This window comes from Allocatelliglobosispora scoriae (genome assembly GCF_014204945.1).
Classification (GTDB): Bacteria; Actinomycetota; Actinomycetes; order Mycobacteriales; family Micromonosporaceae; genus Allocatelliglobosispora; species Allocatelliglobosispora scoriae.
The window spans coordinates 1,777,425-1,803,007 of record NZ_JACHMN010000002.1 but is presented as its reverse complement, the minus strand read 5'-3'; the positions used below and the strand labels follow the sequence as shown (position 1 = coordinate 1,803,007).

The 25,583-nt window shown below is 71.1% G+C and carries 22 protein-coding genes; 11 read left to right on the top strand and 11 right to left on the bottom strand.

Annotated elements, in window-relative coordinates; genetic code table 11:
- Positions 1 to 81: 81 nt before the first annotated feature.
- The 3 genes from F4553_RS13725 to F4553_RS13715 all read right to left on the bottom strand — a co-directional run bounded on the left by F4553_RS13725 (position 82) and on the right by F4553_RS13715 (position 2,200).
- Positions 82 to 645 (bottom strand): GNAT family N-acetyltransferase, encoded by a 564-nt coding sequence (locus F4553_RS13725; RefSeq protein WP_184840717.1) that lies wholly within the window; start codon positions 643 to 645, stop codon positions 82 to 84.
- A gap of 8 nt (positions 646 to 653) precedes the next feature.
- Entirely contained in the window at positions 654 to 1,142 is a 489-nt protein-coding gene (locus F4553_RS13720) for a YbaK/EbsC family protein (RefSeq protein ID WP_184836027.1), read from the bottom strand.
- 62 nt (positions 1,143 to 1,204) lie between these two features.
- Complete coding sequence (locus F4553_RS13715; RefSeq protein WP_184836025.1) at positions 1,205 to 2,200, bottom strand: EamA family transporter; 996 nt, start codon at positions 2,198 to 2,200, stop codon at positions 1,205 to 1,207.
- Between the two features lie 439 nt (positions 2,201 to 2,639).
- Here F4553_RS13715 and F4553_RS13710 point away from each other — a divergent pair, with 439 nt between their 5' ends.
- Together F4553_RS13710 and F4553_RS13705 are read left to right on the top strand one after the other, a co-directional pair.
- Complete coding sequence (locus F4553_RS13710) at positions 2,640 to 3,071, top strand: SAV_6107 family HEPN domain-containing protein (RefSeq protein ID WP_184836023.1); 432 nt, start codon at positions 2,640 to 2,642, stop codon at positions 3,069 to 3,071.
- A gap of 212 nt (positions 3,072 to 3,283) precedes the next feature.
- On the top strand, positions 3,284 to 4,012 hold the full coding sequence (locus tag F4553_RS13705) for a Type 1 glutamine amidotransferase-like domain-containing protein (protein WP_184836021.1): 729 nt from the start codon (positions 3,284 to 3,286) through the stop codon (positions 4,010 to 4,012).
- A gap of 1 nt (position 4,013) precedes the next feature.
- Here F4553_RS13705 and F4553_RS13700 read toward each other — a convergent pair whose 3' ends face one another.
- Entirely contained in the window at positions 4,014 to 5,273 is a 1,260-nt protein-coding gene (locus F4553_RS13700; protein WP_184836019.1) for a helix-turn-helix domain-containing protein, read from the bottom strand.
- Positions 5,274 to 5,479: 206 nt separating this feature from the next.
- On the opposite strand from F4553_RS13700, the gene F4553_RS13695 reads away from it, so the two are divergent.
- Both F4553_RS13695 and F4553_RS13690 read left to right on the top strand, forming a co-directional pair.
- Positions 5,480 to 5,671: a hypothetical protein gene (locus F4553_RS13695; RefSeq protein WP_184836017.1), complete on the top strand. Its 192-nt coding sequence runs from the start codon at positions 5,480 to 5,482 to the stop codon at positions 5,669 to 5,671.
- 304 nt (positions 5,672 to 5,975) lie between these two features.
- Positions 5,976 to 6,290 (top strand): hypothetical protein, encoded by a 315-nt coding sequence (locus F4553_RS13690; protein ID WP_184836015.1) that lies wholly within the window; start codon positions 5,976 to 5,978, stop codon positions 6,288 to 6,290.
- A 100-nt stretch (positions 6,291 to 6,390) separates the two neighbouring features.
- Here the strand turns inward: F4553_RS13690 and F4553_RS13685 are convergent, their stop codons facing one another.
- From F4553_RS13685 to imuA', 4 genes are all read right to left on the bottom strand, one after another.
- Positions 6,391 to 9,717, bottom strand: a complete 3,327-nt coding sequence (locus tag F4553_RS13685) for an error-prone DNA polymerase (protein WP_184836013.1) — start codon at positions 9,715 to 9,717, stop codon at positions 6,391 to 6,393.
- Between the two features lie 52 nt (positions 9,718 to 9,769).
- Positions 9,770 to 11,317 carry a DNA polymerase Y family protein gene (locus F4553_RS13680; protein WP_246466323.1) on the bottom strand — a complete coding sequence of 516 codons (1,548 nt, stop codon included), beginning with the start codon at positions 11,315 to 11,317 and terminating at the stop codon, positions 9,770 to 9,772.
- A gap of 162 nt (positions 11,318 to 11,479) precedes the next feature.
- Positions 11,480 to 11,827, bottom strand: coding sequence for a hypothetical protein (locus F4553_RS13675; protein ID WP_184836011.1), 348 nt, complete (start codon positions 11,825 to 11,827; stop codon positions 11,480 to 11,482).
- 49 nt (positions 11,828 to 11,876) lie between these two features.
- Positions 11,877 to 12,533 carry a DnaE2-dependent mutagenesis accessory factor ImuA' gene (imuA', locus tag F4553_RS13670; protein WP_184836009.1) on the bottom strand — a complete coding sequence of 219 codons (657 nt, stop codon included), beginning with the start codon at positions 12,531 to 12,533 and terminating at the stop codon, positions 11,877 to 11,879.
- A gap of 129 nt (positions 12,534 to 12,662) precedes the next feature.
- Between imuA' and F4553_RS13665 the strand changes: the two genes are divergently transcribed.
- Entirely contained in the window at positions 12,663 to 13,310 is a 648-nt protein-coding gene (locus F4553_RS13665; RefSeq protein WP_184836008.1) for an MgtC/SapB family protein, read from the top strand.
- A gap of 137 nt (positions 13,311 to 13,447) precedes the next feature.
- On the opposite strand, the gene F4553_RS13660 is transcribed toward F4553_RS13665, so the two are convergent.
- Positions 13,448 to 15,532: an ABC transporter ATP-binding protein gene (locus F4553_RS13660; RefSeq protein WP_312875199.1), complete on the bottom strand. Its 2,085-nt coding sequence runs from the start codon at positions 15,530 to 15,532 to the stop codon at positions 13,448 to 13,450.
- Positions 15,533 to 15,742: 210 nt separating this feature from the next.
- Between F4553_RS13660 and F4553_RS13655 the strand changes: the two genes are divergently transcribed.
- The 6 genes from F4553_RS13655 to F4553_RS13630 all read left to right on the top strand — a co-directional run bounded on the left by F4553_RS13655 (position 15,743) and on the right by F4553_RS13630 (position 21,739).
- Complete coding sequence (locus F4553_RS13655; RefSeq protein WP_184836004.1) at positions 15,743 to 17,080, top strand: chymotrypsin family serine protease; 1,338 nt, start codon at positions 15,743 to 15,745, stop codon at positions 17,078 to 17,080.
- A 4-nt stretch (positions 17,081 to 17,084) separates the two neighbouring features.
- Complete coding sequence (locus F4553_RS13650) at positions 17,085 to 17,825, top strand: PASTA domain-containing protein (RefSeq protein WP_184836002.1); 741 nt, start codon at positions 17,085 to 17,087, stop codon at positions 17,823 to 17,825.
- 46 nt (positions 17,826 to 17,871) lie between these two features.
- Complete coding sequence (locus F4553_RS13645; RefSeq protein ID WP_184836000.1) at positions 17,872 to 18,582, top strand: methyltransferase domain-containing protein; 711 nt, start codon at positions 17,872 to 17,874, stop codon at positions 18,580 to 18,582.
- 5 nt (positions 18,583 to 18,587) lie between these two features.
- Positions 18,588 to 19,733 carry an alkaline phosphatase family protein gene (locus F4553_RS13640; RefSeq protein WP_184835998.1) on the top strand — a complete coding sequence of 382 codons (1,146 nt, stop codon included), beginning with the start codon at positions 18,588 to 18,590 and terminating at the stop codon, positions 19,731 to 19,733.
- A gap of 207 nt (positions 19,734 to 19,940) precedes the next feature.
- Positions 19,941 to 21,176, top strand: a complete 1,236-nt coding sequence (locus tag F4553_RS13635) for a DNA polymerase IV (protein WP_312875198.1) — start codon at positions 19,941 to 19,943, stop codon at positions 21,174 to 21,176.
- A 179-nt stretch (positions 21,177 to 21,355) separates the two neighbouring features.
- Positions 21,356 to 21,739, top strand: coding sequence for an SCO2097 family morphological protein (locus F4553_RS13630; RefSeq protein WP_184835994.1), 384 nt, complete (start codon positions 21,356 to 21,358; stop codon positions 21,737 to 21,739).
- Between the two features lie 64 nt (positions 21,740 to 21,803).
- Here the strand turns inward: F4553_RS13630 and F4553_RS13625 are convergent, their stop codons facing one another.
- Together F4553_RS13625 and F4553_RS13620 are read right to left on the bottom strand one after the other, a co-directional pair.
- Complete coding sequence (locus F4553_RS13625) at positions 21,804 to 24,284, bottom strand: transglutaminase TgpA family protein (protein WP_184835992.1); 2,481 nt, start codon at positions 24,282 to 24,284, stop codon at positions 21,804 to 21,806.
- Positions 24,281 to 25,582 (bottom strand): DUF58 domain-containing protein, encoded by a 1,302-nt coding sequence (locus F4553_RS13620; RefSeq protein ID WP_184835991.1) that lies wholly within the window; start codon positions 25,580 to 25,582, stop codon positions 24,281 to 24,283. Before F4553_RS13620 ends, F4553_RS13625 begins: the two co-directional genes overlap by 4 nt.
- Position 25,583 lies beyond the last annotated feature (1 nt).

Genomic DNA, 25,583 nt, shown 5'->3' with positions numbered 1-25,583 from the left:
TTCGCGTTGATCAAGGGAAGACTCACCATCCCGGGTGTCCGATTCGCGGCGAGTCTTCCCTTGATCAACGCGAATTGTGGGTCAGGGGGTGGGGGTGGTGGGGGCGTCGTGGAGGGGGAGGGTTCGGCCCAGGATCGCGAACGGGCGCACGTCGCCGGGGAAGATGAACTGGCGCAGCACATCGGTGAAGCCGTAACGGCGGTAGAGGCGCCAGGCCCGGGACTTCGCCTCGTCCGCCTCCGGGGTGGAGAGCAGCGTGGTCCGGGCGGCGGTCATGCTGAGCAGCGCGCGGAGCTGGTGCGCGCCGATGCCGTGCCCCTGTGCGGGCGGGCTGACGTGCAGCTCCACCACCTCGAAGCAGTCGGTCAGCCACCGTTGCCGACCGTCCTCGGCGAGTGCCTCGTGCACCTGGTCGTGCCACCACTGGCCGGCCTCGCTCGCGTACCCATAGCAGAATCCGGCGAGACTGCCGTCGTGCGTGAGGGTGGCGACGGCCCGCAGGCCGGGGCGGCGGGCGTGGGTGCGGAAGCGGCTGGTGCGACCGGCCAGGTCGCCGCCGTGGTAGCCCATCGCGTCGCTGTAGACGGCGACGACCTCGTCGATCCGCCGCATCAGATCGTCGGACGTCCAGGCCACCATGCGCAGGTTCACGGTCACGCTACCTCCGCCGGAGTGCCGCCGGTGACCCTGATCAGCTCGGCATAGGTCGTCGGGTAGACCGACTGGGGCACGCCGGCCGCAGCCCAGACCTCGTCCCACGCGGCGAGCGCGGTGTCGACGAGGGTGCGGACGGGTTTGGGATGGCCCAGGGGCGCCACGCCGCCGATCGCCTGACCGGTGTGCTCGCGGACGAACTCGGGTGTGGCCCGGTCCAGCGAGTCGAGGCCGAGCTGCGCCGCGACCTGCGCGGTGTTGACTCGATGGGCGCCCGAGGTGAGCACGAGCAGGGGCTCGCCATCCGCATTGAAGATCAGCGAATTGGCGATCTGGCCGACCTCGACGCCGAGGGCGGCGGCGGCCGCGGCGGCGGTGTGCACCGCGTCGGGAAGAATCCGCGCCTGGCTGGGGGCGCCGCTGCCGTCAAGGGCGTCGGCGATGTCGAGCGCCTCCTGCACGGCACGGACATTGGGGTGATCGTGCATCAGGCGATTCTGTCACTTCCGCGCGTCGCGGGCTCGCCTTCCCGCGCGGGCGCGCGGGTGCATCACATCGGTACGGGTGCGTGCGCCGGTGCCGGTTCGTGCGTGATCGGTGCTGGTGGCGGCTGGGTGATGCGGGCCGTCTCGGCGAGGCCGACGCCCACGAGCAGCAGCGCACCCCCGGCGAGCTGGGCGGGATTGAGATGCTCGCCGATGGCGATCCAGGCGACCGCCGAGGCGATGACCGGTTCGATCATGCCGATGATGCCGACGCTCGTCGCGGGCAGGTGACGCATCGCGCCGACGATCAGCAGATAGGCGGCGATCGAGCCGAAGAGCACCATGTACCCGGCGAGCAGCAGGATCGGGACGCCGTCCGCGGTCGTGCCGGCGAGCGGTTCCCAGCCGCCGGGACCTGCCACGATCAGGCGGACGACCAGACCGGCCAGCGCCGAGACGCCGAAGGCCCACCCGGTGAGCGAGATCGTGTCGCGGCCCTGGACACCCCGCTCGCCGAGCACGAAATAGACCGCGAGCAGCACCGCGCAGGCGAGGCCGGCGGCGACTCCGATCGGGTCCAACCGCAGGTCACCCCAGATCTCGGCGACACAGGCGAGACCGAGCAGGCAGAGTGCCAGGCCGCCCCAGAGCCGTGGTCGGACGGGGGAGCCCTGTCCGAATCTGGCCCAAAGTGCCACGAAAAGGGGAGCGGTGTACTCGAAGAGCAGGGCTATTCCGACCGGCATCCGGGTAATGGAGACGAAGTAGAGCATCGGAACGAGGAAGAAGCCCGTCAGCCCGTAGGCGACGATCAGCGGCAGTTCCCGCCGCTGGATGCGCAGGCGAGGCTTGGTCGAGCCGGGAAGGAAGACCATGAGCAGCAGCAGGCCGGCGAAGGCGCCGGTGGCGCGGACCAGGGTGAGCTGCTGGGCGGCGATCCCCGACTGGAGGATCAGTTTGGAGACCGTGCCGTTCACCGCGAAGAACAGTCCGGCGAGCAGGACCATGGCGACGCCCAGGCCCGGGCGGGCGGGCGTACGCCCCGCGGTGAATGTGGTCATGCCCGTTAGGCTATCGGGTCCTTACCGAAGGAGTTCGTTGTGTCCGGTCTTTACAGTGGAGCCGGTTAGAACTAATGTTCTAGGTGTTCGAACGTTGTTCGAATAGACTGTCGTGAGGGAGCGGTTCGCGACGCGACCACATGACAACGGTGCGGACCGGTGCGCACGGGCCACACCAAGGCTGACGGGCATTCGCGGTGCCCGGAGGCCGACCCCAGGCGGGAGCGTCATCCGCCGCCCACCGACCCCCGGGTGGCGGATGGCGAGCCCGGTCGGCTGGCCGGTCGGGTGTGGTGTGGGGAAGCTCCGCACCCACCCGGCCAGCCGGGATCAGCTCCATCGCTCATCCGGCCCGTGCTCAACCGGGCGCGCGGCCGGGACTGCTGCACCTTCCCGCAGCGGTGTGTTGACGCACGTCGGCCGCCGAAGGAGAAGTACGATGCCAGCGACCACGATCAATGTGCCAGCCCGACTACTGCCGCAACGGACGCCGATCGAGCTTCTGACGATCGCCTGGCGCGGATTGGCCGAGGCTGAGTCCACCGACTCCGCTGGCCAGCGTTATGCCACCGCGCACCTCGCCGCCCTCCGGGCCGCCGCCGCGGTGCTCTCGGTCCGTGCTCGGCCGGTGGCCACCGGCCGAGGCCCGCGCGACACCAGCACCTGGGCGCTGCTCGTCCGGGTCGCACCGGAGCTGAGCGAGTGGGCCGGTTACTTCGCGGGCAGCGCGACCAAGCGTTCCGCTGCGGAGGCCGGGATCGGCCGGGTCTCCGCGCACGAGGCGGATGACCTGGTGCTCGCCGCCGGGGAGTTCATCCAGGTCGTCCAGGACAAGCTGGGTCTGAACGCACAGCCCGCCATGGCCGCATAGCGACCTCGTTCGCCACCGGCATCGCCGCGTCTCGCGCGATGCCGGCTTCGGCGTGTACAGGTGCGGCGTGTGCGTGTACGGGTCTTCGGCACCAAAGATCGCCGCAACTCTTCAAGAGTTGGTGTTATGGGGCGGGCGGTAAGTGCGCCAGTGTGCGGCAACGGGTCGCGCGACAACGGGTCGCCGAGCCATCGGTGTGACACGATCACGGCATGGTGGCCGACGCTCCGACGATCCTCGCGACGACGATGGGCTTCCATCGTGGCGGCCGGGCATGGACGCCAGGCCCGGTATTCAACTTCGCGTTCACGCTCGCAGGAAAGCCTGCTCAGCCGAGCCTATGTTTCCTATCCACGGCCAATGGCGACAGCCCCGCCAGCATCGCCGGGTTCTATGGCGCGTTCGCGGGGACGCGGGTACGCGCGTCGCATGTTGCGCTGTTCGACATGCCCAACGTGGACGACCTCACGGAACACCTGCTCGCCCAGGATGTGATCTGGATCGATCGCGGGAGTCTGGTGAACCTCATCGCCGTGTGGCATGCGCATGGCCTCGATGAGGTGCTGCGCCGTTGTTGGCGGGCCGGGGTGGTCTTGGCGGGGGAGTCGGCGGGGTCGATCTGTTGGCATGCCGCCGGGACCACCGACTCGTTCGGGCCGCGGCTCACCGTCGCCGCAGGGTTGGGATTCTTGCCGTATGCCAACGCGGTGCACTTCTCGCAGCGACGCAAGCATTTCCACCAGATGATTGCCGCCGGGGAACTGCCGAGCGTCGGGTACGCCACCGACATCGGCGCGGGCCTGCTCTATCGGGGCATCGGCCCGGAGATCACAGTTGAGGTGGTCAGCGACCGGGCAGGCGCAGACGCATATCGGGTCGAGCGCAGCGAAGGCGGACAGACCGAGGAGATGGTGCTTGACGTAGCGCACCGGCTGGACTAGATCATGCGGCGAGGCGGTGAGTGACCTCGCGTACGTCATCTCGTCCAGGCCAGCGGGCGAGGGTCGGCAGTGCGCGGCGTAGCTCACTGCGGGTGGTCAGCGAGTCCACGGTCGCCGCTGTGTCCAGGGCGGACAGGATCAGCCCGCAGGCAAGGCCGGGTTCTCCAGCGTGGGCATAGGCCTGAGCGAGTTTCGCCGCGGTGATCGCCCCGCTGCGCTGCGACCCGGTACCGATGCTGGTCATGCGCGGGCTGAGGGAGTCGATCACTCGGTCACCGGCGCCAAGGTACACGTCGCACGTCGCGGTGAAGATGGCCATGAGGTCGGCGTCAGCGACGCTGTTCTGCCCCGGCAGGTCGTGCCGGCCTGCATCATCGCTGGGGACTAGCAGAGCCGCGGTCTCGTCGAGGGCATACCGGCTGGCGTCGGGCTGCCCGGCTAGGGCATACCCATAGGCTGCCTGCTTGCAGGCCATTGCCCGGATGCGTGCGGTCACCCTGGGTATGCGCAGGGCGAGTTGGGCGTGCTCGACGGCGGCCAAGCCGTCCCCCGCGTAGCTGATCGCCAGCATGGAGCGGCGTACATGGGCGTATGCAACCATGGCCCGCCAGTCGCAGATATGCGCCCAGTGTTCGGCCCGATCCGTCCAGTACAGGGCGGTGTTGAGGTCGTCCGCTTCCTCCGCCATCCACGACAGCGACTCGGCGTAACGCGCCTGCAGAACGGTGAACTGGTCGCGTAGCGGAGCTGGTGCCCGGCGCCGCAGGGCTTCAATGAGTGCGACCTGCGCCGTGAGCGGCCCGATCAATCTCGCGGGTGGCATCACTCGTCCGGCGGCTTTCAGCCCGGTCAGGGTCTGCTCGAGTTCGGCGAGGACCTCCTCGTCCGGTACGACATCGGCCAGGGCCCGTTGAAGCGCGCCGAGCAGGCTTCCGCCGACCGCGCCGATCCCTAGAGCTGCCAGTAACTCCCGGCGGGACACCGGAATGCTGGCTCTTCGGCCAGGGATCAGCACCAGCACCACCTCATCGGTTGCACCATGCCCCCCATCGTCGTTGTCGCTTGGGCCTGTGCCCGTCGTGTCGGCCAGAGCGGTGATCGTCCCGCCGGTGTCATACACCATGTCCAGCGCGGTGGCCAGCCATGGCTGAAGCCCACGGTGTCCGGTCTCCACCTGCGACATCAGGGATTCGGCGCAGCCCACCCGGCTGGCAGCCGTGGCCAAGGTAAGACCGCGCGCCAAGCGCAGCTGGCGCAGCACCGCCCCGAGTTTGCGGTCACCTCGCTGACGAAGCTGCCCGCCCGACTTCTTCACCGTTCTTCACAACCTGTCGTCTCGCCGTCGCCGAACGTGCGTGTCGGATCGAATCTATTCCTATGTGTGGGACACGAGGAAGGCACTGGAGCTCGAGCGCGCTGGCATTGCCTGACCTCGAATCGCCTGCGTCAAGCCTTTCAGGAGCTGTGATGACCGAGCAGGCGACCCCGAACGAGCCGCCGAATGTCCGGCAGGCCCGCGCCAGTCTCGCCCTTCACGTCGACGACGGCACGGGCTACTGCGAGGGGTGCAAGAGCGCGTACAGCTTCTTCGTCCCATATCCGTGCACTGTGCACGGATGGGCGAACCGGACGCTGATCATCGAGGGTACGCCGCGATGATCACCACCCTGCGGCGGCGCATGTCGCTCATGATCGACCGGGCCGCCTGCCTGCCTCCGAGCCTGTCTGCGGCAGGCGCGGGCCGACCAGGTGACCAGGTCCTGCCTGGAAGCGCCCAGTAACGGCCCTCGAACTGGCATTCGGGGCTGGTGCTCCAGGTGAAGCCTCGTCGGGAGGAGCCGCCCGTGCTGCTCGAAGAGCGCCGCTGAGGATTCGCGCCCCTCGGCAGAAGCGACGGCCACGAGCAGCGAGAAACGGCTGCTCCTCCCGACGAGCCCGACCAGCCGATATTGAAGGAGTTGTCATGCCTGACATCACTCGGGCCGAGTTCGTTCCGATGTCGACCACAGCAGCCTTGCCGCCCTTCGACCTCGCCGACCCACCGGAGGATCCACCCGAGGCGTGCGTGGACCTGACGATGTGGGCGACTGCCCGGGAGCTGTTCGCCGAGCACCAACCGGTCGACGGCTCGTGCGAGTCCTGCGGGACGACGGATGCACCGTGCTCAGGGCTCGAACTGGCTGTTCAGGGGCTCCAGGCGGCGTGCGGTGTGCGTACGCGGACATGGGATTTCTGGACCCACCTGATGCAGGTGAGGGCGGAGCTGGGGTCGCGCTGAGCCTGCTCGGTCCCCGGCACGGTGTGCAGCAAAGCGTGGCCTCGCCGCGCGAAATGACCACGCTTCGCTGCACACCGTGACCGCTGCACACCGTGACGGGTCAGCGCCAGTCGCGGGAGGAGGGGCTGGTCGCGATCGGCAGGGCGGTGAGCCGGTCGGCGACGAGATTGATCACGCCCGCCGTGGACTCCAGCTGTCCCCGGATCACCAGCGCCGGGCTGCGGATCGCGACCCTGCGGAAGCGCAACCACAGACCCGGTGAGCAGACGACGTTGAGCATCCCGGTCTCGTCCTCCAGGCTGAGAAACACGATCCCGCCCGCTGTCGCGGGGCGCTGCCGGTGCGTGACGAGCCCGCCGACCAGCACCCGTGTCCTGTCCGCCACGGCGGCCAGGCGACCGATCGGCAGGGCGCCCTGTTCGTCCAATGTGGTCCGCACCAGCCGGATCGGGTGGTTGTCGGGTGAGAGCCCGGTGGCCCAGACGTCGGCGACGAGCCGGTCGGTCGCGTCCATGCCGGGCAGCGGCGGTGCGTGCGTGCCGACCGAGGTGCCTGGCAGCCGGTCCGGTCGTTCCGCCGCAGCCGCGCCGGCCGCCCACAGGGCCTCCCGCTGATCGAGGCCGAAGCACGCGAACGCACCCGCCGTGGCGAGCGCCTCCAGGTGTCCGGCCTTCAGTTCGGCCCGGCGGGCCAGGTCGGCCATGTCGAGGAAGGGCCCGTCGGCATCGCGGGCAGCCACGATCCGGGTGGCGAGGTCGGTGCCGAGGGCCCGTACGCTGTCCAGCCCCAACCGGACCGTCGGGCCGTCGAGCCCCCACTGCGACGGCGGCTCCCCACCGGCGCTGATCATCCGGCAGCCGGGCGGGCATTCGAGGACCGCCTTGACCCCGCTGGCGTTGATGTCGGGCCGGTGCACCGTCACCCCGTGCCGCCGGGCGTCGTCGACGAGCGACTGCGGGGAGTAGAACCCCATCGGCTGCGCGCCGAGCAGCGCGGCGAGGAAGGCGGCCGGGTGGTATCGCTTGAGCCAGGCGCTGGCGTAGACGAGGTAGGCGAAGCTGATCGCGTGGCTCTCCGGGAAGCCGTAGTTGGCGAAGGCGGCGAGCTTCTTGTAGATGTCCTCGGCGATCTCCAGCGGGATCCCGTTGGCAGCCATCCCGTCGAAGAGGCGCTGGCGCAGCCGCTCCATCTTCTCCGTGGACCGCTTGGCGCCCATGGCCCGCCGGAGCTGGTCGGCCTCCGCCGGGCTGAAGCTCGCGGTGTCGGTGGCGAGCTGCATCATCTGCTCCTGGAACAGCGGTACGCCGAGGGTGCGCTCCAGCGCCGCGGTCATCAGCGGGTGCGGGGATCTCCAGGTCTCCTGCCCGTTCTTGCGCCGGATGAAGGGGTGCACCGAGCCGCCCTGGATCGGGCCGGGTCGGATCAGCGCCACCTCCACGACGATGTCGTAGAACTTCTCCGGCCGCAGCCGGGGCAGGGTGGACATCTGGGCCCGGCTCTCCACCTGGAACACCCCGACCGTGTCGGCCTCGCAGAGCATGGCGTAGATCTCGGGGTCGTCGGTCGGCATGTCGACGAAGCTCCAGGCGCCGCCGAGGAAGTCCGAGGCGTAGCGCAGCGCCGAGAGCATGCCGAGGCCGAGCAGGTCGAACTTGACCAGGTCGATGGCGGCGCAGTCGTCCTTGTCCCACTGCAGCACGGTCCGGCCCGGCATCCGCGCCCACTCCACCGGGCAGACCTCGATCACCGGCCGGTCGCAGATCACCATCCCGCCGGAGTGGATGCCGAGGTGGCGGGGGGCGTCGAGGAGCTGGTTGGCGTAGGTGAGCACGTTCTGCGGGATGCCGTCGACGTCAGTGGCGGTGATGGCGTGCCAGCGGTCGATCTGCTTGCTCCAGGCGTCCTGCTGGCCGGGGGAGTAGCCGAAGGCGCGGGCCACGTCCCGCACGGCGGATCGGGGCCGGTAGGCGATGACGTTGGCCACCTGCGCGGCGTGCTCGCGGCCGTGCTTGGTGTAGACGTACTGGATCACCTCCTCGCGCCGGTCGGACTCGATGTCGACGTCGATGTCGGGCGGCCCGTCGCGTTCGGGGGCGAGGAACCGCTCGAAGATGAGGCCGTCATTGGCGACCGGGTCCACATTGGTGACCCAGAGCGCGTAGCAGACCACCGAGTTCGCCGCCGAGCCCCGCCCCTGGCAGAAGATGCCCTTCTCGCGGCAGAAGCGCACGATGTCCCACACGGTCAGGAAGTAGCCGGGGAACTCCAGCTCCTCGATCAGGGCGAGTTCCCGGTCGATCCGCTGATAGGCCTCGCGGTTCGCCTGCGGTGGCCCGTAACGCTTCAGGGCACCCTTGTAGGCGAGGAATCGCAGGTAGTCGGCCTCCGTCGCGTGCCCGTCGAGCGGAGAAAAGGGAGGCAGCTTCGGTGCGATGAGGCTCAGGTCGAAGGCGAGCTCCAGCCCCAGCTCGGCGGCGCGCGGCACCGCACCCGGGTAGCGCGCGAACCGGACCGCCATCTCGTCGCCGGAGCGGAGGTACGCGGCGGGTGTGTGCAGGTAGGGCTGCAGCTGGTCGAGGCTGCCCCGGGCCCGCACGGCGGCGACGACCGCGGCAAGGCGGCGGCGGGACGGGTGGTGGAAGTGCACGTTGCCGGTGGCGAGGGTGGGCAGCCCGGCCCGGTCGGCGAGCTCGGCGAGGACGTCGTTGCGGTGCCGGTCCCGCGGGTTCGCCTGGTCGATCAGCTCGACCATGACGTTGTCGCGGCCGAAGAGGTGCACCAGGCGGTCGAGTTCACTCGCAGCCGCATCCGGTCCGCCCGCGGCGAGGGCACGGGCCACGCCGCCCTTGCGGCAGCCGGTCAGGATCACCCCGTGCCCGGCCAGGCCGTCGGCGAGCTGCTCGATGGCGTACACCCGCTTGCCCTTCTCGCCGCCGCGGAGATTGGCGCGCCCGATCTCCCGCGAGAGGCGGGTGTAGCCCGCGAGGCCTCGGGCGAGGACCAGCAGGTGGGTGCCGTCGGGGTCGGGCGGCCCGGCGAGCTCGCCGCCGGTGAGGCCGAGCTCGGCGCCGAAGACGGTGCGCAGATCGTGCTCGCGGGCGGCGGCGGCGAAGCGGACCACGCCGGAGAGGTTGTCGTGGTCGGTGATGGCGAGCGCCGAAAGGCCCAGCCGGACCGCCTCCTGCACCAGCTCCTCGGGGCTGGAGGCGCCGTCGAGGAAGGAGAAGCTGGAGTGGCAGTGCAGCTCGGCATAGGGCACCGCGCTGACGCCCCGCTCCAGCGGCGGAGGGTCGTAGGCCGCCCGCTTGCGGCTGAAGCCGGGCGCGTCGCCGCCGTCGGCCTCGGCGAGCGGGTCGATGATCCGATCCCCGGACATGAGCTGCTCCAGCTCGGCCCACGGTCGGGTGGTCTGACTGTCCCAGCCCATTCAGCGCCGCCCCGAGGAGCGAGCGCACCGGGAAGCGCGGTGCCTGCCGAAGTCAGTCATAATCCGCCACCAGCAGCCACGCTCCACGATGGACGACGAGCAGGAGCAGCCGACCGTCGTCGAGCAGCGCCTGCGCGCGCAGCAGCGCCCGGGCCCGGCCCCGGTCCCACCAGTGCTCGTCGGTCGGCCAGGGCCCGGCCCACTCGGCGATCGTGTGCGCCGATCCGGCGAGCACGACCGCGGCGGGCATCGCCGAGAGCGCCAGCCGCGGGCTCACCGTCACCGGCTCGCCGTCGGTGTCGAGCACGGCCACGGGCTGCGGTTCGGGCATGATCCGTGCCGGTGACGGCGAGGGCAGCCGGTCCGGCCAGGGTCCGTCGGGGAGCGCGGGGAGGTACTCCTCGCCCCAGGGCACCAGGGTCACCCGCGCGCCGGGGTCGTTGCCGCCGCCGAGCACCCCGCGCAGCACCCCGGTGGGTCCGAGCAGGCCCTGCACCCGGTGCATCGCGCGATGGGCCCGGTCGCGTTCGTCGCCGGCCTCGCCCCACAGCCCGGGCTGCAGGGCCGCCTGGGCCAGGATGCCCTCGGGGGACAGGCGCAGCGCGACGATGCCTCCGGTCGCCGACGGGCTGGTCGGGCCCCGCCGGGCCAGCCAGCCGTCGAGCTGCCAGCGGGTGCGGTCGGCGATGCCGACGGCGGTGAGCACGCCCTCGTGCCGCCACGTGCGGTGCAGCTCGCGGCCGTCGGTGGTGATCGCGGTGATCGCGAGCCGGGTGCAGGCGATCCCGTGACCCGCGAGCCGCTCCGCCAGCTGCTCGGCGAGCGAACGGGCGGCGAAGGCGGCCACGTCGACCCGCTCGATCGGGTCCTCGAACCGCTCCGCCACCGCGAGATCGGGCGGCGGCCGCCGGACCGCGAGCGGCCGGTCGTCGCGCCCCGCCGCGAGCCGCTGCGCGAGCGCGCCGTCGAGTCCGAAGCGCGCCATCACGTCGGAAGGATCAAGATCGGCAAACCCGCCGAGGGTACGCACACCCAGCCGCTCCAGCAGTCCGGTCAGTGCCGGCCGGTCCAGGTGCCCGATGGGCAGCCCGGCGAGGAACTCCCCCGTCCGGCCCGGCGGGACGTGCCGGCCGGCCCGGGCGGCGAGCAGCGCCCCGAAGGTGCCCTCGGCGACGCCGATCTGCGCCTCCACCGAGCACTCGACCGCGATCTGCTCCACGATCCGCTCAGCGGCGGCCTCCTCGCCCCCGAAGTAGCGGGCCGGACCCCGGGCGGCGAAGGCGCAGACCCCGGCCCGCAGGATCGCCACCCCGGCGGCGATCTCCTCGACGGCGGCGACGACCGGTTCGAAGGCCCGGGCGTCGCGGCCGAGGTCCTGGTCGAGCACGATCAGTTCGGGGCAGCGCGCCTGGGCGTCACGCTTGCGCAGCCCGCGCCGGACCCCCTCGGCGCGGGCGGCGATCGAGGAGGCGACCACCCGGTTGGCGTGCAGCACCGCCACGGGCGCCCGGGCGGGGACGCCCTCGACGATCTCCGCCGCGATGATGGGCCAGTCGGGGCACCACACCAGCATCGTGCGCGTCGCTGTTTGCCTGCTCATCCACCCGACCAGCCGTTAGTGATCTTACTGCTGGTCGAACGCTAGTGCTAACGGCTGTCCGGGTAAAGGGGCTGGCCGTGCGTGGTGTGATGGCCCACTGTGCTGATCCGGCCGAGCGGGCACGAACCCGACGCAACTCTTGAAGAGTCGGTGTCATCCGGCCTACGGCCAGGCGCCCGGGTTGCAGTAGAACCAGGCCGCCGGGCTGGAGCCGCCGCCGCTGGAGAGGGCGTAGCTCACGATGATCAGCTGGTTCGGGTTGTAGCAGGCGGACGAGACCTTCGCCTCCGGCGTGCGCCACTGGGTGGTGACGGGGGAGCCGCTGGTCGCGTAGTAGAAGGTGAGGGTCCACGTGGTCTGGCCCGTGTTGGCCGTCGCGACGCAGGTGAACGCGGAGTAGCCCGACGAGCACTCGGGTACGGGTGCGGCGCTGGCGGTGCCGGGGGTCACCGTCAGCAGGCCCAGGGTGATCGCGGCCGTCGCGATCAGGGCTTTGATGGAGGGGCGCATGGCATGCATCATAACTAGAATCATCGATTGATAGATGCCATCCTCGTCCTCAGTGGATCGAGCGCAACCGGGGTGGCGCGGACTCGGGGACGGCCGGTCCCGGCAGCCAGAACTGCGTCCGACGCGGTCTCGCCGCCGAACCCCGGCCCCGTGCCGCGACCGTCATCCGCCGGGTCGCCGTCTCCCCGACACCGTGCCAGCGGTGCTCCGCCGTACTGAGGGTGATCTCGGAACCGTCCCACCCCGCCCCGAACGGCACCAGCACGCTGCCGCGCTGACGGGCCCGGGCGGCGAGCTGCCCGGCGACGGTGGCGGTCACCCTGGTCACCGCGGTGACCACCACGTCGAACCCGTCCAGCAGGGCTGCGACCACGGTGGCCCACTCCGGTCCCGGCCTCGGCACGACGGCGAGCCGGTCCAGGGCGATGCCGGACTCGGCGGCGGCGACCAGGCCCAGGCCGGGCAGGCCCACCACCGCGCACCAGGAGCCGGTCCGGGATGCCTCCGCCAGCAGGGCCAGCAGCAGGGAGGTGGCGCCGGGCTCGTCGCCGGTGATCGCGATCGTGGTGCCCCGGCGCAGCCCGTGCTCCGGCAGCAGGTCGCGCAGCTCCGGCCGCACCGGCAGGAGCCGGTCGGAGCCCTGCCCGACCATGTCCGGTGCCAGGTCGCTGGCCCGCCGGACCAGTCCCTCGATCGCCGGCCGCATGGATTGGAACACTAGTTCTAATGATCTCGCCAAGCAACTGTGACCTGGGGTTACTTAGCACTCAAAGGGGACATCGGGCATCCGGGGTGTCGCGGTGCCGGGTCACTTCGGTGCGGGGATGCTGAGGGGATGGTAGCCACGAACGGGCAGTGGATCGTCATCCTGCAGATCGCGGTGGCGGCCGTCTGCGGTGCTGCCATCGGACTGGAGCGGGAGATGAGTGCGCAGCCGGCGGGTCTGCGTACCCACATGTTGGTCTCGCTGGGCGCGGCGCTGTTCACGCTCGCCGGCGCGGGCGTGGTCGGCAGCGACCCGACGCGGATCGCGGCCCAGGTCGTGACCGGGATCGGCTTCCTCGGCGGCGGCGCGATCCTGCGCGAGGGCGCCACCGTGCGCGGGCTCACCACCGCCGCGTCGCTCTGGGTGACCGCCGCGATCGGGCTCGCCGCCGGGCTGCGCTGGTGGTTCGCCGCGATCATCTCGACCGTGCTCGCGCTCGCGGTGCTCTGGGTCGTCAAGCGGGTGGAGCGCGAGGTGCTGCCGCACCGGCGGATGCTCGCGGTCACCGTCACCCTGGAGCAGTCCGCGCCGCTCGACGAGGTGGAACGCGAGGTCAGGCTGATCCTGCCGCGCAGCCGGGTGCTGCGGGTCTCCTACACGGCGACGGGGCAGGCGCTCGTCTTCAGCTCCCAGCCGCACAACGGCACCGCCCTGACCTCGATCGGCGAACGCGTCCGAGCCCTCCCGGGGGTCCACGGCGTCGAGATCAGCCGCTAGCTCCCACCCGCGCTGCGCCGCCGTGCCGCACGCTGCGCGGCCTGGTCACGTTTTGCAGCAAAGCGTGGCCTCGTGGCGCGAAATGGCCACGCTTTGCTGCAAAACGTGACCGGGCGAGCGTGACCCCACTCGCGGCGTCAGACCCGGACGTCGGTGTGGACGTGGGGGCCGTGGTCGCACAGGACCGTGCCGTCGGTGAACTTGATCCCGTCGGCGAGGCGCGCCTCGACCTGGCCGCCGCCGAACTGCTCGGTGTAGAGCCGCCAGTAGAGCCCGCCGTGCGCGAGCAGTTCGTCATGGGTGCCCTGCTCGACCAGGCGGCCGTCCTCCAGGCCGAAGATGACGTCGGCGTTCTGAATGGTGGAGAGCCGGTGCGCGATCGCGATCGTGGTGCGGTTCTGGGTGGCCCGCTCCAGCGCCTCCTGGACCAGCCGCTCCGTCTCGGTGTCCAGCGCCGAGGTCGCCTCGTCGAGGATGAGTACGCGGGGGTTCATCAGCAGGACGCGGGCGATCGCCAGCCGTTGCTTCTCGCCGCCGGACAGGCGGTACCCGCGCTCGCCGGTGATCGTTTCGTACCCCTGCTCAAAGCTCATGATCTTGTCGTGGATGTTCGCGTCGCGCGCCGCCTGCTCGATCTCGTCCTGGCTCGCGTCGGGCCGGGCGTAGGCGAGGTTGTCACGAATCGTGCCGTGGAAGAGGTAGGGCTCCTGGGTGACCATGCCGACGGTGTCGGCGAGCGAGCCCATCGTGATGTCACGGACATCGATCCCGTCGATGAGGCACGCACCCCGGTCCACGTCGTAGAAGCGGGGGATGAGATAGGTCGCGGTCGTCTTGCCCGACCCCGACGGGCCGACGATCGCGGCGAGCTGGCCCGGTTCGACCCGCAGCGTCAGGCCCGTCAGCGCCCAGCGCTCGCTGGCGCCGACCGGCTCCAGCGGCTCCGCGTCGCGCCCCGGCGACTCGGTCTCCTCCAGCGTGCTCTCGGCCTGCTGCTCGTCGGTGATCGCCGAGTCCGCCGCGACGGTCGCCGCCAGCACGGTCTCGCCACCGCCGCTCGACAGCAGGCCCATCCGGCCGCCACCGCCACCGCCACCACCGGCCCGGCCGCCCGGCGTGGGGAGGCGGCTCGACGCGGGTGCCTCGGAGAGCTGGCGCGGCGGGGGATAGCGGAACCAGACATCGCGCAGCTCGACCATGCCGCGCAGCGTTTTCGGGTCGACCGCGATCGCGCCCGGCCGCTCCTGGATCGCCGGGACCAGGTCGAGGTACTCGAAGATCCGGCGGAAGAGCGCGAGCGAGGTCTGCACGTCGAGCGAGACCCGCATCAGCTGCATCAGCGGCATCTGCAACCGGGCCTGCAGCGTCGTGAACGCCACCAGGGTGCCCGCCGTCAGCGCGGCGTCGTTGCCGAGCATCCGGCCGGAGACGAAATAGATGATCGCCGGTGTGATGGCGAAGAACGTGCTCACCAGGGCGAAGAAGCTCTGCCCGGTCATCGACGCCTTCACCTGCAGCCGGGTCTGCCGCTGGTTCTCCCGGCGGTAGCGCTGCGTCTCCACATCGGCCCGGTTGAAGACCTTCGCCAGCAGGATGCCCGAGACCGACAGCGACTCCTCGGTGATCGCGGTCATCTCCGAGAGCGACTCCTGCGTACGCCGGGCCAACCGCTGCCGGCGCCGCCCGACGCGTACCTGGACGAAGATGAAGATCGGCATCAGGATCAGCGTGATGATCGTCAACTGCCAGGACAGGATGATCATCGAGATCAGGGCGGCCGTCACCGTGACCACATTGGCGAGGATCGTCGTCGCCGTGCTCGTCAGGACCGTACGCACACCGTTGACGTCGTTGGCGAGCCGGGACTGGATCGCCCCCGTCTTCGTGGCGGTGAAGAAGGCCAGCTCCATCCGCTGCAGGTGCTCGAAGAGGCTGCTGCGCAGATCGGCCATGGCCGAGTTGCCGACCTTGCTGGTGAGGTAGTTCTGCCCGATCCCGATCACCGCCGAGATCAGCGGGATCGCGATGAGCCCGACGACCAGCCAGGTCAGCAGCGGCAGGTCGGGCGGGCCGCCACCGGGCGGGAAGAGCGCCTTATCGAAGACCGCCTTGGTGAGGAACGGCGCGATCGACGTCACCACCGCCGCGACCACCACGGCGAGGGCCACCAGCAGGAGCGAACCCTTATAGGGCGCGAGAAGCCGCGCGATCCGGGGGAGCACTCTCTTTTCCGGCGGTGGACTGGTTATCGGCATGGTTTCGGCCATCGTTCCTCGATCATGGCCGAGCCGTAGCCGCGCTGGTGGCGGAATGCGCTGATTCCCCGCCGGATGTTCCGGACAGGGGGTCCTGCTTCGGACACGGGATATTGCCCGAAAGTCCACTCGCGACTACCGTCGGTGCGAATTGCGCGCTGATTTCGGGGAGGACGCATGGCCAGAGCGCTGACGGCCACGGCCGTTGCGACGGTGATGGTGGCCGGTGCGCTGCTCGCGCCCGGCGCTGCCGCCGGTGCGCCACGCCGTGGGTCCGAGGATGCACAGTGCACGATCACCGGTGCCACCGCGGAGAGCCGCAGCAGGCAGAGCCTCAGCCCCGTCGCGCGCGGCGCCGACGACCTGGCCCCGAGCGAGCGCTGGCTCGCCGACAGCACCACCCAGAGCCTCAACACCCGCATCCAGCGCGAGCTCGGCGCCCTGCTCGGCGCGGCGCCCCAGGGCAAGGAGCGGATCGCCGACCAGCTCCGGCGCGGGCTCGTGGGCTATGCCGCCGACGACACGACGCAGACGATCAGCGTCGTCGTCACCCCCGATGTGACGGCTAGGACCAACGTGGCCGGCCGCCTCGACGTCGTGCGCCGCGCGTTCACCGGGGTCTCGGCGTTCACGCCCAAGGTCGCGGTCGTGACGGCCTGCCGCAGCGCGGAGAGCCTCATCGAGGCCGACGACCTGATCTTCGGCCGGGCCTGGCACCCCGACGCGGCGCGGGCGAGCTTCAACTACGAGCTCGACCCCGCCGACTCCGTCTTCCACGTCAGCTTCGACGCCCGCTACCCCGAGGCCGCCGAGGCGCTGGGCAAGGCGCTCGGCGACCGGGTCCAGGTGCAGCTCGGCGCCAACCGGATCCCCACCGGCCGCTACGACGACGGCGAGCCCCACTACGGCGGCTCGGCGGTCCGGGTCGGCTCGGGCTCGACCGGCAGCAACATCTGCAGCACCGGCTTCATGGTGCGCCGCAACAGCGATGCCCGCCGGGGCGTGGTCTCCGCCGCGCACTGCTTCGAGAACAACCAGGCGATCTACTCCGGGCCGTCCTACGTCGGCACGGCCGCCAACGAGAACGTCAACAACCACGACGTGATCGGGATCTACAGCACCACGGAGAGCTACGCGCCGGTCATCCACGTCGATCCGTGCTCGCCGTGCACGCGGACGGTCGTCGGCGACGAGACCCCCTCGGTCAACATGTACGTCTGCGTCAGCGGCATGTCCTCCAAGGCGCTCTGCAGTCTCAAGGTCGTCAATGTCGGCGGGGTCTACTGCCAGCCCGAGGGGTGCGTCACCAACCTGATCGCGGCCGAGCGCTGGGACAGGGCCATCGTCCGGGCCGGCGACTCCGGCGGCCCGGTCTACAGCCGGGTCGGCACCGACGACGCCGTGATCAACGGCATGATCGTCGGCCAGGACGCCTACTACGGCGGCAACCGGATGCTCGCCGAGACGGCGGCGTCGGTCAAGGTCGGTCTGGGCGTCACGATTGTGACCGGGTGATCGCGTGCCGACAGCCCCCGCCGCGCTGCGCCGGTTCGCTGCCCTGACGGCGGTGCTGGCCGTCGCGTTCACGGTCGGCTGCTCCCGCTCGCCCGAGCCACTGCAGGCGCTGCCCGGTCCGACGATCGTCCGCGGCTTCGTGCCCGACCTCGTCGGCATGCGCTACGACGAGGCCGACGCAGCCCTGCAGACCCAGCTCCTCGTACCGATCCTGCGCTTCGCGCCCGAACTCATCACCAACGCGGGCACGGTGGTCGCGCTGGAGCCCGTCGCGGGCAGCCGGGCCGAGACCGGTGACGTGGTCGTGGTCGTCGTCGCGGGCAAGCCGCCGGTCGCCGGTGGCGAGGGCACGCCCGGCGCCCGAGCCATCGCGGAGCTCGCCCGGCTCGATCAGGAGTCGATCGTCGGAGTGGGCGCCGACCGCGACGGCACGCTCGTCATCGCGTTCGCGCCGACCATCAGCGTGGAGAGCTGGCAGGCCCGGGTCGCCGCGCTCGTGCGGGGCGAGAAGTTCCGGCTCCAGCCGTGCCGCTACTCCGGCGGGGAGCTGCGCGGCCTGCAGGCCCAGCTCACCGAGCAGAACTTCCTGCCCCGGGCCAAGGAGATGGCCGTCGGCGTCAACGTCGACCCGGTGAGCTGCAGCGTGCAGCTCACCGGCGACTTCACCACGGCCGAGGTCGCCCAGTTGCAGGCACGCTACGGCGACGCGCTGACGGTCCTGCCGAGCAGGGCCGGACGGTCCTGACCGCCCCGGGGCTGCGCCGGACCGGTTCGGTATCTAGGCTGGCCGGATGGAGCGGACACAGACTCGGGGTGGACCCCGGCAGGCGGTGATCTGGGCGGCGCTCCGGGAGGAGATGGCCCGGACCGGTCGATCGCTGCGGGTGGTCGATGTCGGTGGCGGCACCGGCGGGTTCGCCGTGCCGCTCGCCCGGGCCGGTCACTCGGTCACGGTCATCGATCCGAGCCCGGACGCGCTCGCCGCCGCCGAGCGCCGGGCCGCCGAGGCGGGTGTCGCCGGACTCATCACCGCACGGCAGGGCGACGCCGACTCGCTCGCCGAGCTCGTCGAGCCGGCCAGTGTCGACCTGGTCCTCTGCCACACCGTGCTGGAGGTCGTCGACGATCCCGCCAAGGTCACGGCGGCGCTCGCACAGGTCCTGCTGCCGGGTGGCGCGGCGAGTGTCGTCGTCGTCAACCGGGCCGCCGCCGTGCTGGCGAAGGCCGTCGCCGGCCAGATCGACGCCGCCGAGCAGCTCCTCGACCAGGCCGAGGGCACCCCGCGACGTTACGACGCCGAGAGCGCCGCGGAGCTGCTGCGGTCCGCCGGGCTCACCGTCGAGAAGCTCCATGGGGTACGCGTGATAGCCGACCTCATCCCCGGCGCGCTCGCCGATGCCGATCCCGAGGGGCTGCTGCGGTTCGAATTGGCGGTCTCGGGGCTGGCCCCCTATCGCGACATCGCCACGCAACTGCACCTGTTCGCCCGCAAGACTGCTTGACGTCGATGTGGACCCGCCCGGCGTACGGTGACGGTAGCCTCGCCGACCTGATGCCCAGCGTGCTCGCCGCGCTCGGTGTGGCGGGGCAGCGCGACCCGCTCGGCCTCACCGGCACGCTCGCCGGGATGGACAAGGTCATCGTGCTGCTCGTCGACGGCATGGGCTGGCACAACCTGCCGGAGGACCCGATCCGGACGCCGACCCTGCACGCGATCACCGCCGGTGGGCTCGGTGCGGCCCGGCCGATGACGACCGGCTTCCCGTCCACCACCCCGACGAGCCTGGTCAGCCTCGGCACGGGCGCCCGCCCCGGCGAGCACGGCGTCCTGGGCTTCACCGTCAACGTGCCCGGCACCGACCGGATCCTCGTCCACACGCACTGGCCGGACGATCCGGTGCCGGAGCTGTGGCAGCCGGTCGAGGTGCTCTTCCGCGCCGCCGGGCGGGCGGGGGTCAACACGGCCATCGTCAACTACCCCGAGTTCGCGTCGAGCGGCCTCACCCGGGTCAGCACCGGCGTCTCCGGTTATCGGGGCGCGAGCGGCGCCGACGCCCTCGCGGCCGAATTGTTGGCGACGATCGCGCGGACACCGGGACCGGCCGTCGTCTACGGGTACCACTCAGATCTCGACCAGGCGGGTCACCGCCACGGCATCACGTCGATGCGGTGGTGGGATGCCGCCGTCGGGGTCGACCGGCTGGTGACGGCGCTCGTCGAGGGCCTGCCCTATGGCACGGCACTGGTCATCACGGCCGATCACGGCCAGCTCGACGTGCCGGCGGACCGGCGGATCGACCTCGACACCGATCCCCGCCTGCGCGCCGGTCTGCGGGTGGCGGCGGGCGAGCCCCGGGTCCGCTACCTGCACACCCTGCCCGGCGCCACCGCCGACGTCGCCGACGCGTGGCGCGGGGTGCTCGGCGCGGCGGGCTGGGTGCTCACCCGGGACGAAGCGATCGACGAGGGACTCTTCGGGCCGGTCCCGGCCGCGCACCGGGACCGGATCGGCGATCTCGTCGTGATCTGCGCCGACGACTGGGCGATCCTCGCCACCGAGCGGGAGCCGGCCGAGATCGCCCGGCTGGTCGCGTTCCACGGCGCCCTCACCGAGGCCGAGATGACGATCCCCCTGATCACCATCACCAGCTGACCTCGCTGGTCCGTCCGCGCGTCCCGCTGCCACCCCGTCATGTTTCGCGCGGCGCTGCCACCGTGTCACGTTTCGCGCGGCGCGCTGCCCCCCCCGTCACGTTTTGCAGCAAAGCGTGGCTTCGCGCAGCGAAATGGCCACGCTTTGCTGCAAAACGTGACACGGGGTCGGCACGGGAACGTCGGTGGTGGGGGTTACCGTGGCGGCGTGGGACGCAGCAGCGAGGCCGAGCGGGGCGACACCGGGTCATTCGGACCCGATGGCGACGACTCCGGCTGCCACATCCTGCACGTCGACATGGACGCGTTCTTCGCCTCGGTGGAGGTGCGGGCCCGTCCTGAGCTGCGCGGCAAGCCGGTCATCGTCGGCGGCACGGGGCTGCGCGGCGTCGTCTCCGCCGCGAGTTACGAGGCCCGGGCCTTCGGGGTGCGCAGCGCCATGCCGATGGCGAGGGCCCGAGGGCTCTGCCCGCAGGCGATCGTCCTCCCGCCCGACTTCACCGCCTACCAGGAGGCGTCGCGGGCGGTGATGGCGATCTTCGCCGACGTGACGCCCCTGGTGGAGCCGCTCTCGGTGGACGAGGCGTTCCTCGACGTCGCCGGGGCCGAGCGCCTGTTCGGCCGACCCGCCGCCATCGCCGTGGAGCTGCGCCGCCGCATCCAGCACGAGCAGCGGCTCACCTGCTCGGTCGGGGTCGCGCCGACGAAGTTCGTCGCCAAGCTCGCCTCCACCCGGTCCAAACCCGACGGTCTGCTGGTCATTCCGGTGGAGCGGGTGCTGGAGTTCCTCCACCCACTGCCGATCACGGCGCTCTGGGGTGTCGGCGAGCGCTCCGCCGAGCAGCTCCGGCGCTTCGGCCTGCGTTTCGTGGGCGATGTCGCGCAGGCTCCCATCGGTCTGCTGCGTTCGGCCGTCGGCCAGGCCGCCGCCGCGCACCTGCAGGAGCTGGCGTGGGGCCGCGACCCCCGGGTGGTCGACACCCGCCGGGAGGAGAAGTCGATCGGTGCGGAGGTCACCTTCCCCGTCGACGTGACCGACCCGGTGAAGATCCGGCAGACCCTGCTCGCGCTCTCCGGCACGGTCGGTGCCCGGCTGCGCAAGGCCGGGCAGTCGGGGCGCACGATCGCCGTGAAGGTGCGCTACTCGGACTTCCACACGATCAACCGCTCCCGCACGCTCCCCGCGCCCACCGACGTCACCCGGGAGATCTTCGAGACGGGCTGGTCGCTCTTCGAGGCGCTGCAGACGACCGAGCGGATCCGGCTGATCGGGGTGCGGGTCGAGGGCCTCGGCGACGCCGATGACCAGGTGCGGCAGCTCTTTCTCGGCGAGCCGGAGCGGGGCTGGCGGGAGGCGGAGGCGGCGGTGGATGCCGCGTCGGCTCGCTATGGCCGATCGGCCATCCGGCCGGCGAGCCTGCTCGGCCGGGAGGAAAGCCGGTGACCTGGTCTTTCGTGATTTCAGCCGGGCCGGACGGGCTCGAATGCTGACGCGGAGTGCCCATGCCGAAACTCATCGCAGCGGGAAACACAGCTTCGCGCTTTCCGACTGCTTGTCACACTCGTAGACTAATGAGAAGCAGCCGACCGGCTGTGTAAGTGTCGTACCGGGGAGGAGTAAGAGTGCCGCTCTCCGAGCACGAGCAGCGACTGTTCGAGCAGATCGAGAAGTCGCTCGCCGAGGACCCGAAGTTCGCCTCAGCCGTGCGCAGCACAGACCCGCGGTTCCACGCGCGGCGACGGATGGTCGTCGCCGGTGTCGTGGTGCTCGCCGGCCTGGGGGTGGTCGTCCTCGGCGCGGTGCGGGACAACACACTGCTGGGCGTCGCCGGATTTGTGATCATGATGCTTGCCTCCGGGTTCGCGATCCAATCCAGGCGCCGCGCCCAGGGCAACGAACTGCGCGCGGTCGACGGCACCGCCAGCCGCCAGACCGGCCAGCGCAGCAGCGGGGGCTTCATCGCAAGGCTCGAAGCGCGATGGCGAGATCGCCCCGAGAGCCGTTAAGACTCCACACATGGAGAGGAGGGCCGGTGATCCGGCCCTCCTCTCCATGCTGTACGCCGTGTGATCAGCGGGACAGGAGCCTTCGCGGGCTCAGGTAACGCACCAGCAGGTCCCGGAACCGGCCGATGCCGGTGATCACACCGGTCGAGGAGTTCAGGAACGACGTGCGCCAGCGCCCGACCACCGACGGCGGCGCGAGGAAGGCCACCATCCTGGTCTGCCTGGTCGCGCTCTCCGAGAGCGTCCGGCGGACGACGATGAGCGCGTCGGAGAGCCCGACCGGTGCGAGCGGTGTCAGGGCATAGCGGGCCCGCTCCTCCGCCCAGGCCAGCAGCTTCGCCGCCGATGCCGCGGTCTCGCCGAGCACCTGCTCCTCGATGAGGCGCGCCGCCACCATGCGCGGTGTGTCGGACCGGTCCACCTCGACCCGGAAGTCGACGAGCGTGTCCATCAGCTCGTCCCAGGCCGCGTGAGCCCGTCGCCGGTAGTTGCCGAGAGTCACCTCGTCGCCGCCGACGAAGATCTCCACCCCCGGTGCGGCCGGTGAGCCGTCCCGGGTGAGCAGCGGCTCCGTGGCGTCGCCGAGCTCCGCGACCGCCGCCGACCGCCGGCGACGCAGCAGGGTACGCCGGATGGCGGGGCTGATCAGGAAGAGCAGCAGCAGGATCACGCCGCCCAGGACATACCAGGGCCACACGGGTGCCTTCGCCGCCGCGTCGCCGCCCAGCTCGCCGTCGAGGTCGTTGGGGTTGCGATCGGGACGGGGCCCGGCGCCGGGCAGGTCCTCGTTGGGGTCGATCGAAGCGCCCGGGTCGGTCGGGCCGTCGCTCGGGGTGGGGGCGTTGACGTCGGGGGCCCACGGCGGGCTCACCGAACCCGCGACGTTCGACGCCGGGGTGGCGTCGAACGGGACCCAGCCGAAGCCGTCGAAGTAGACCTCGGTCCAGGCGTGCAGGTTGTGGTTGGTGAGGGTGTAGACGCCGTTCTGGGTGGGGTTGTTGCCCCGGGTGAAGCCGAACGCCACCCGCGCCGGGATGTTGACCGAGCGGATCATCCAGGCCAGCGCGGCCGCGTACTGCTCGCAGAAACCGACCCGCGCCTTCAGGAAGTCCACCATCTTGTTGCCGGAGGTGCCCGCGACCGTCGTGGTGTCGTAGCGGAAGCCGTTCTTCGAGGAGAAGAAGTCGAAGATCGCGCGGACCTTGTCGTACTGCGTCATGTCCGCGGTGACCAGCTTGTCGGCCTGCTGCTTGACCTCGGGGACCACCGGCACGTGCGCGAACTGCCGCCGGATGGAGCTGTCGACGCTGAGCTGCTGCGCCGTACGCAGGGCGTCGGCGGTGTAGGTCGAGCGGACGAAATCGAACTCGTAGCGCTTGTTGGTCGACCGGGACCGCGTCGAGAAGACGATGCCCATGTTGGGGTCGTAGGACCAGCTCGAATCGATCTGCTTCGTCGAGATCGGCTCGGCGTAGACGGGCAGCATCGGCATGTTGAAGTTGCCGGTGATCTCGACCTTGGCCTGGAACTGCCGCCGCTCGACACCCTGGCGCTGCTCCCGGTCGAGCGGGTTGGGCAGGTTGGCGCCGCCGATCTGCTGGCCGCTCGGCGTGCGGGTCTTGAAGCCGTTGTCGGTGAGCTCGTCGGCGATGCCGAAGCGCAGGTAATAGGGAGACGGGTCGTTGGTGGTGACCCGGGCCAGATCCTGAACCTCGATCTGGTTGAGGCGGCCGGAGAGCTCAGCGAAGAGGTTGACCGAGCCGGGCCCGCCGCCCCGGCCGGGCCCGCCGCCCTCGCCGTCACCGCTGCCCACGCCCTCGCCGAACCAGCCGCCGCCGAAGGTCGGCATCGCCATCGGCAGCAGGATCGCGGTGACCACGCCGACGATCGCCAGTCGCCGTCCCGCCGAGGCGAGCGGAGACGGCTCCCACACGTCGACATCGCGGCCCTCGCCGGTGAAGCGGCGGCCGAACCGGCGTACGCGATCGACGGAGTCGCTGACCAGCAGCCAGAGGAACCCGACGGCGCCGACGATGAACGGCAGCACCGGGATGGACTCGCTGTAGACCGCGACCGGCACGGAGTAGATCGCGAGCATCGGCAGGCCCGCGAGGGCCGGCCGGCGCAGCGTGACCGCGACGAGGTCGGTGATGACCGCGACCAGTCCGACGCCGAGCACGCAGAGGAAGAGCAGCCCGTCCAGGTCGTGCACCGGCGGGGCGTTCTCGCGCATCTCGGTGCCGGCCTGCGTGAGCAGGTGGGCGAAGTACACGAACGTGTCCGGCATCGGCACCAGCCCGAGCAGCGCCGACCCGTTGGGGAAGAGCCAGGTGAGCGAGATGAGCAGGCCGAGCACCATGGCACCGGCCTGGAAGAGCGGCCGTGCCCGCAGCGTCCGGGCGATCAGCGCGCCGCCGGCGACCATGCCGACGACGATCAGCGCGAAGAACGCCCAGGTCCACTGCTCGAAGATGAGGGAGAGCGGGAAGGACGCCATCAGCGTGGCGCCCGCCGCGACGAAGCCGAGATGCCGCCGTGTCGTCATCGCATGCCTCCGGTCATGGCTGTCTCGGCGAGCGCGGCCCGCCAGGCGAATCCTGCCGACCCGCGACCGGCCTGCGGCCACAGCGTCGCCAGCCGCGCACCGTGCGCGACCGAGACGACCCGCCAGCCCGTGTGCATCAGCGCGAGGGCGGAGGCCGCCTGCTCGCGCTCCGCCGACTCGCGGTGCTGCGCGGGCAGGTTGAGCCAGGTGGAGGTGTCGAGGAGGAAGGCGATGCAGGTGGCGCCGTTGCCCCGGACCGCCGCGAGCATCTGCGCCTCGGCGGGGGAGATCTGGCCCAGCACGGCGATGACGAGGCCGCCGTCGCCGCGTCGCCGGACCTGCTCCACCAGGGTGGCGATGTCGAAACGCGGGCTGGCTTTCACCTCGGCGAGGTGGTCGAGCAGCAGCACGTCGCCGGAGGCGTCGTTGGCGTCGATGTCGATCTGCGAGCCCGCCACCAGGCGGACCCGGTAACCGGCCTCACGCAGGTGCCGGGAGATGCTGGCGGCCGCGGCGACCGCCCATTCGAAGCTGGCCGCGGGCCCCTCACCGCGGTGCGCGACGGAGCGCATGTCGAGCACGACCGTGGCGCGGCTCTCCCAGGGCTGCTCCTCGCGGCGGACCATCAGCTCGCCGACGCGGGCCGTCGAGCGCCAGTGCACCCGGCGCAGGTCGTCGCCGTGGCGGTATTCGCGGGTCGCGGCGTCGTCCTCACCGTGGGTGGAGACGGAGCGGGCCCGGCTGTCGCCGGAACCGGCGAACTCGCCCGCGAGGCGAACCGTCGGCAACGGCACGACCTGCGGGATCACCACGAGGTTGTCGGTGCTGGGGAACGAGCGGGTCAGCTCGCAGAGCCCGAACGGGTCGGTGAGCCGGATCGAGAGCGGTCCGACGTCATAGCGCCCCCGCGCGTCCGCGCGCACCGTGTAGGCCACGCTCGACGACTGGTGCGGTCCGAGCCGCTCCAGCACCAGCCGGGGACGGCTGCCCAGCGCGTAGGGGAGCCGGTCCTCCAGCAGCATCGTGCCGGTGGGCAGCCGGGAGAGGTTCTGCAGGCGCAGCACGACTCGCGCGGTCGATCCGACCGGGACCCGGTGCGGGTCGAGGTTGCGGCTGCAGGCGAGCTTGTATCGGGAGCGCCCGACGTAGGCCGCTGCGAGCATCGGGAGGGCGAAGAGGAGCACGGCGACGCGGAAGAGGTCACGTTCGCCCAGGACGAGCGAGGCGAGCGCGGCGGCACCCGCCGCGCCGAGGAACGCCCGTCCTCTCGTCGTGAGCCCGCGCAGGGCCTCTCGCACG

What these genes read in the sequence shown, in the direction of transcription:
- F4553_RS13720 (WP_184836027.1), bottom strand. Translation starts at nt 1,142, where the DNA reads ATGCACGATCACCCCAATGTCCGTGCCGTGCAGGAGGCGCTCGACATC.
- F4553_RS13715 (WP_184836025.1), bottom strand. Translation starts at nt 2,200, where the DNA reads ATGACCACATTCACCGCGGGGCGTACGCCCGCCCGCCCGGGCCTGGGC.
- F4553_RS13710 (WP_184836023.1), top strand. Translation starts at nt 2,640, where the DNA reads ATGCCAGCGACCACGATCAATGTGCCAGCCCGACTACTGCCGCAACGG.
- F4553_RS13705 (WP_184836021.1), top strand. Translation starts at nt 3,284, where the DNA reads ATGGTGGCCGACGCTCCGACGATCCTCGCGACGACGATGGGCTTCCAT.
- F4553_RS13695 (WP_184836017.1), top strand. Translation starts at nt 5,480, where the DNA reads ATGACCGAGCAGGCGACCCCGAACGAGCCGCCGAATGTCCGGCAGGCC.
- F4553_RS13690 (WP_184836015.1), top strand. Translation starts at nt 5,976, where the DNA reads ATGCCTGACATCACTCGGGCCGAGTTCGTTCCGATGTCGACCACAGCA.
- F4553_RS13685 (WP_184836013.1), bottom strand. Translation starts at nt 9,717, where the DNA reads ATGGGCTGGGACAGTCAGACCACCCGACCGTGGGCCGAGCTGGAGCAG.
- F4553_RS13680 (WP_246466323.1), bottom strand. Translation starts at nt 11,317, where the DNA reads ATGAGCAGGCAAACAGCGACGCGCACGATGCTGGTGTGGTGCCCCGAC.
- F4553_RS13675 (WP_184836011.1), bottom strand. Translation starts at nt 11,827, where the DNA reads ATGCGCCCCTCCATCAAAGCCCTGATCGCGACGGCCGCGATCACCCTG.
- imuA' (WP_184836009.1), bottom strand. Translation starts at nt 12,533, where the DNA reads ATGCGGCCGGCGATCGAGGGACTGGTCCGGCGGGCCAGCGACCTGGCA.
- F4553_RS13665 (WP_184836008.1), top strand. Translation starts at nt 12,663, where the DNA reads ATGGTAGCCACGAACGGGCAGTGGATCGTCATCCTGCAGATCGCGGTG.
- F4553_RS13655 (WP_184836004.1), top strand. Translation starts at nt 15,743, where the DNA reads ATGGCCAGAGCGCTGACGGCCACGGCCGTTGCGACGGTGATGGTGGCC.
- F4553_RS13645 (WP_184836000.1), top strand. Translation starts at nt 17,872, where the DNA reads ATGGAGCGGACACAGACTCGGGGTGGACCCCGGCAGGCGGTGATCTGG.
- F4553_RS13640 (WP_184835998.1), top strand. Translation starts at nt 18,588, where the DNA reads ATGTGGACCCGCCCGGCGTACGGTGACGGTAGCCTCGCCGACCTGATG.
- F4553_RS13625 (WP_184835992.1), bottom strand. Translation starts at nt 24,284, where the DNA reads ATGACGACACGGCGGCATCTCGGCTTCGTCGCGGCGGGCGCCACGCTG.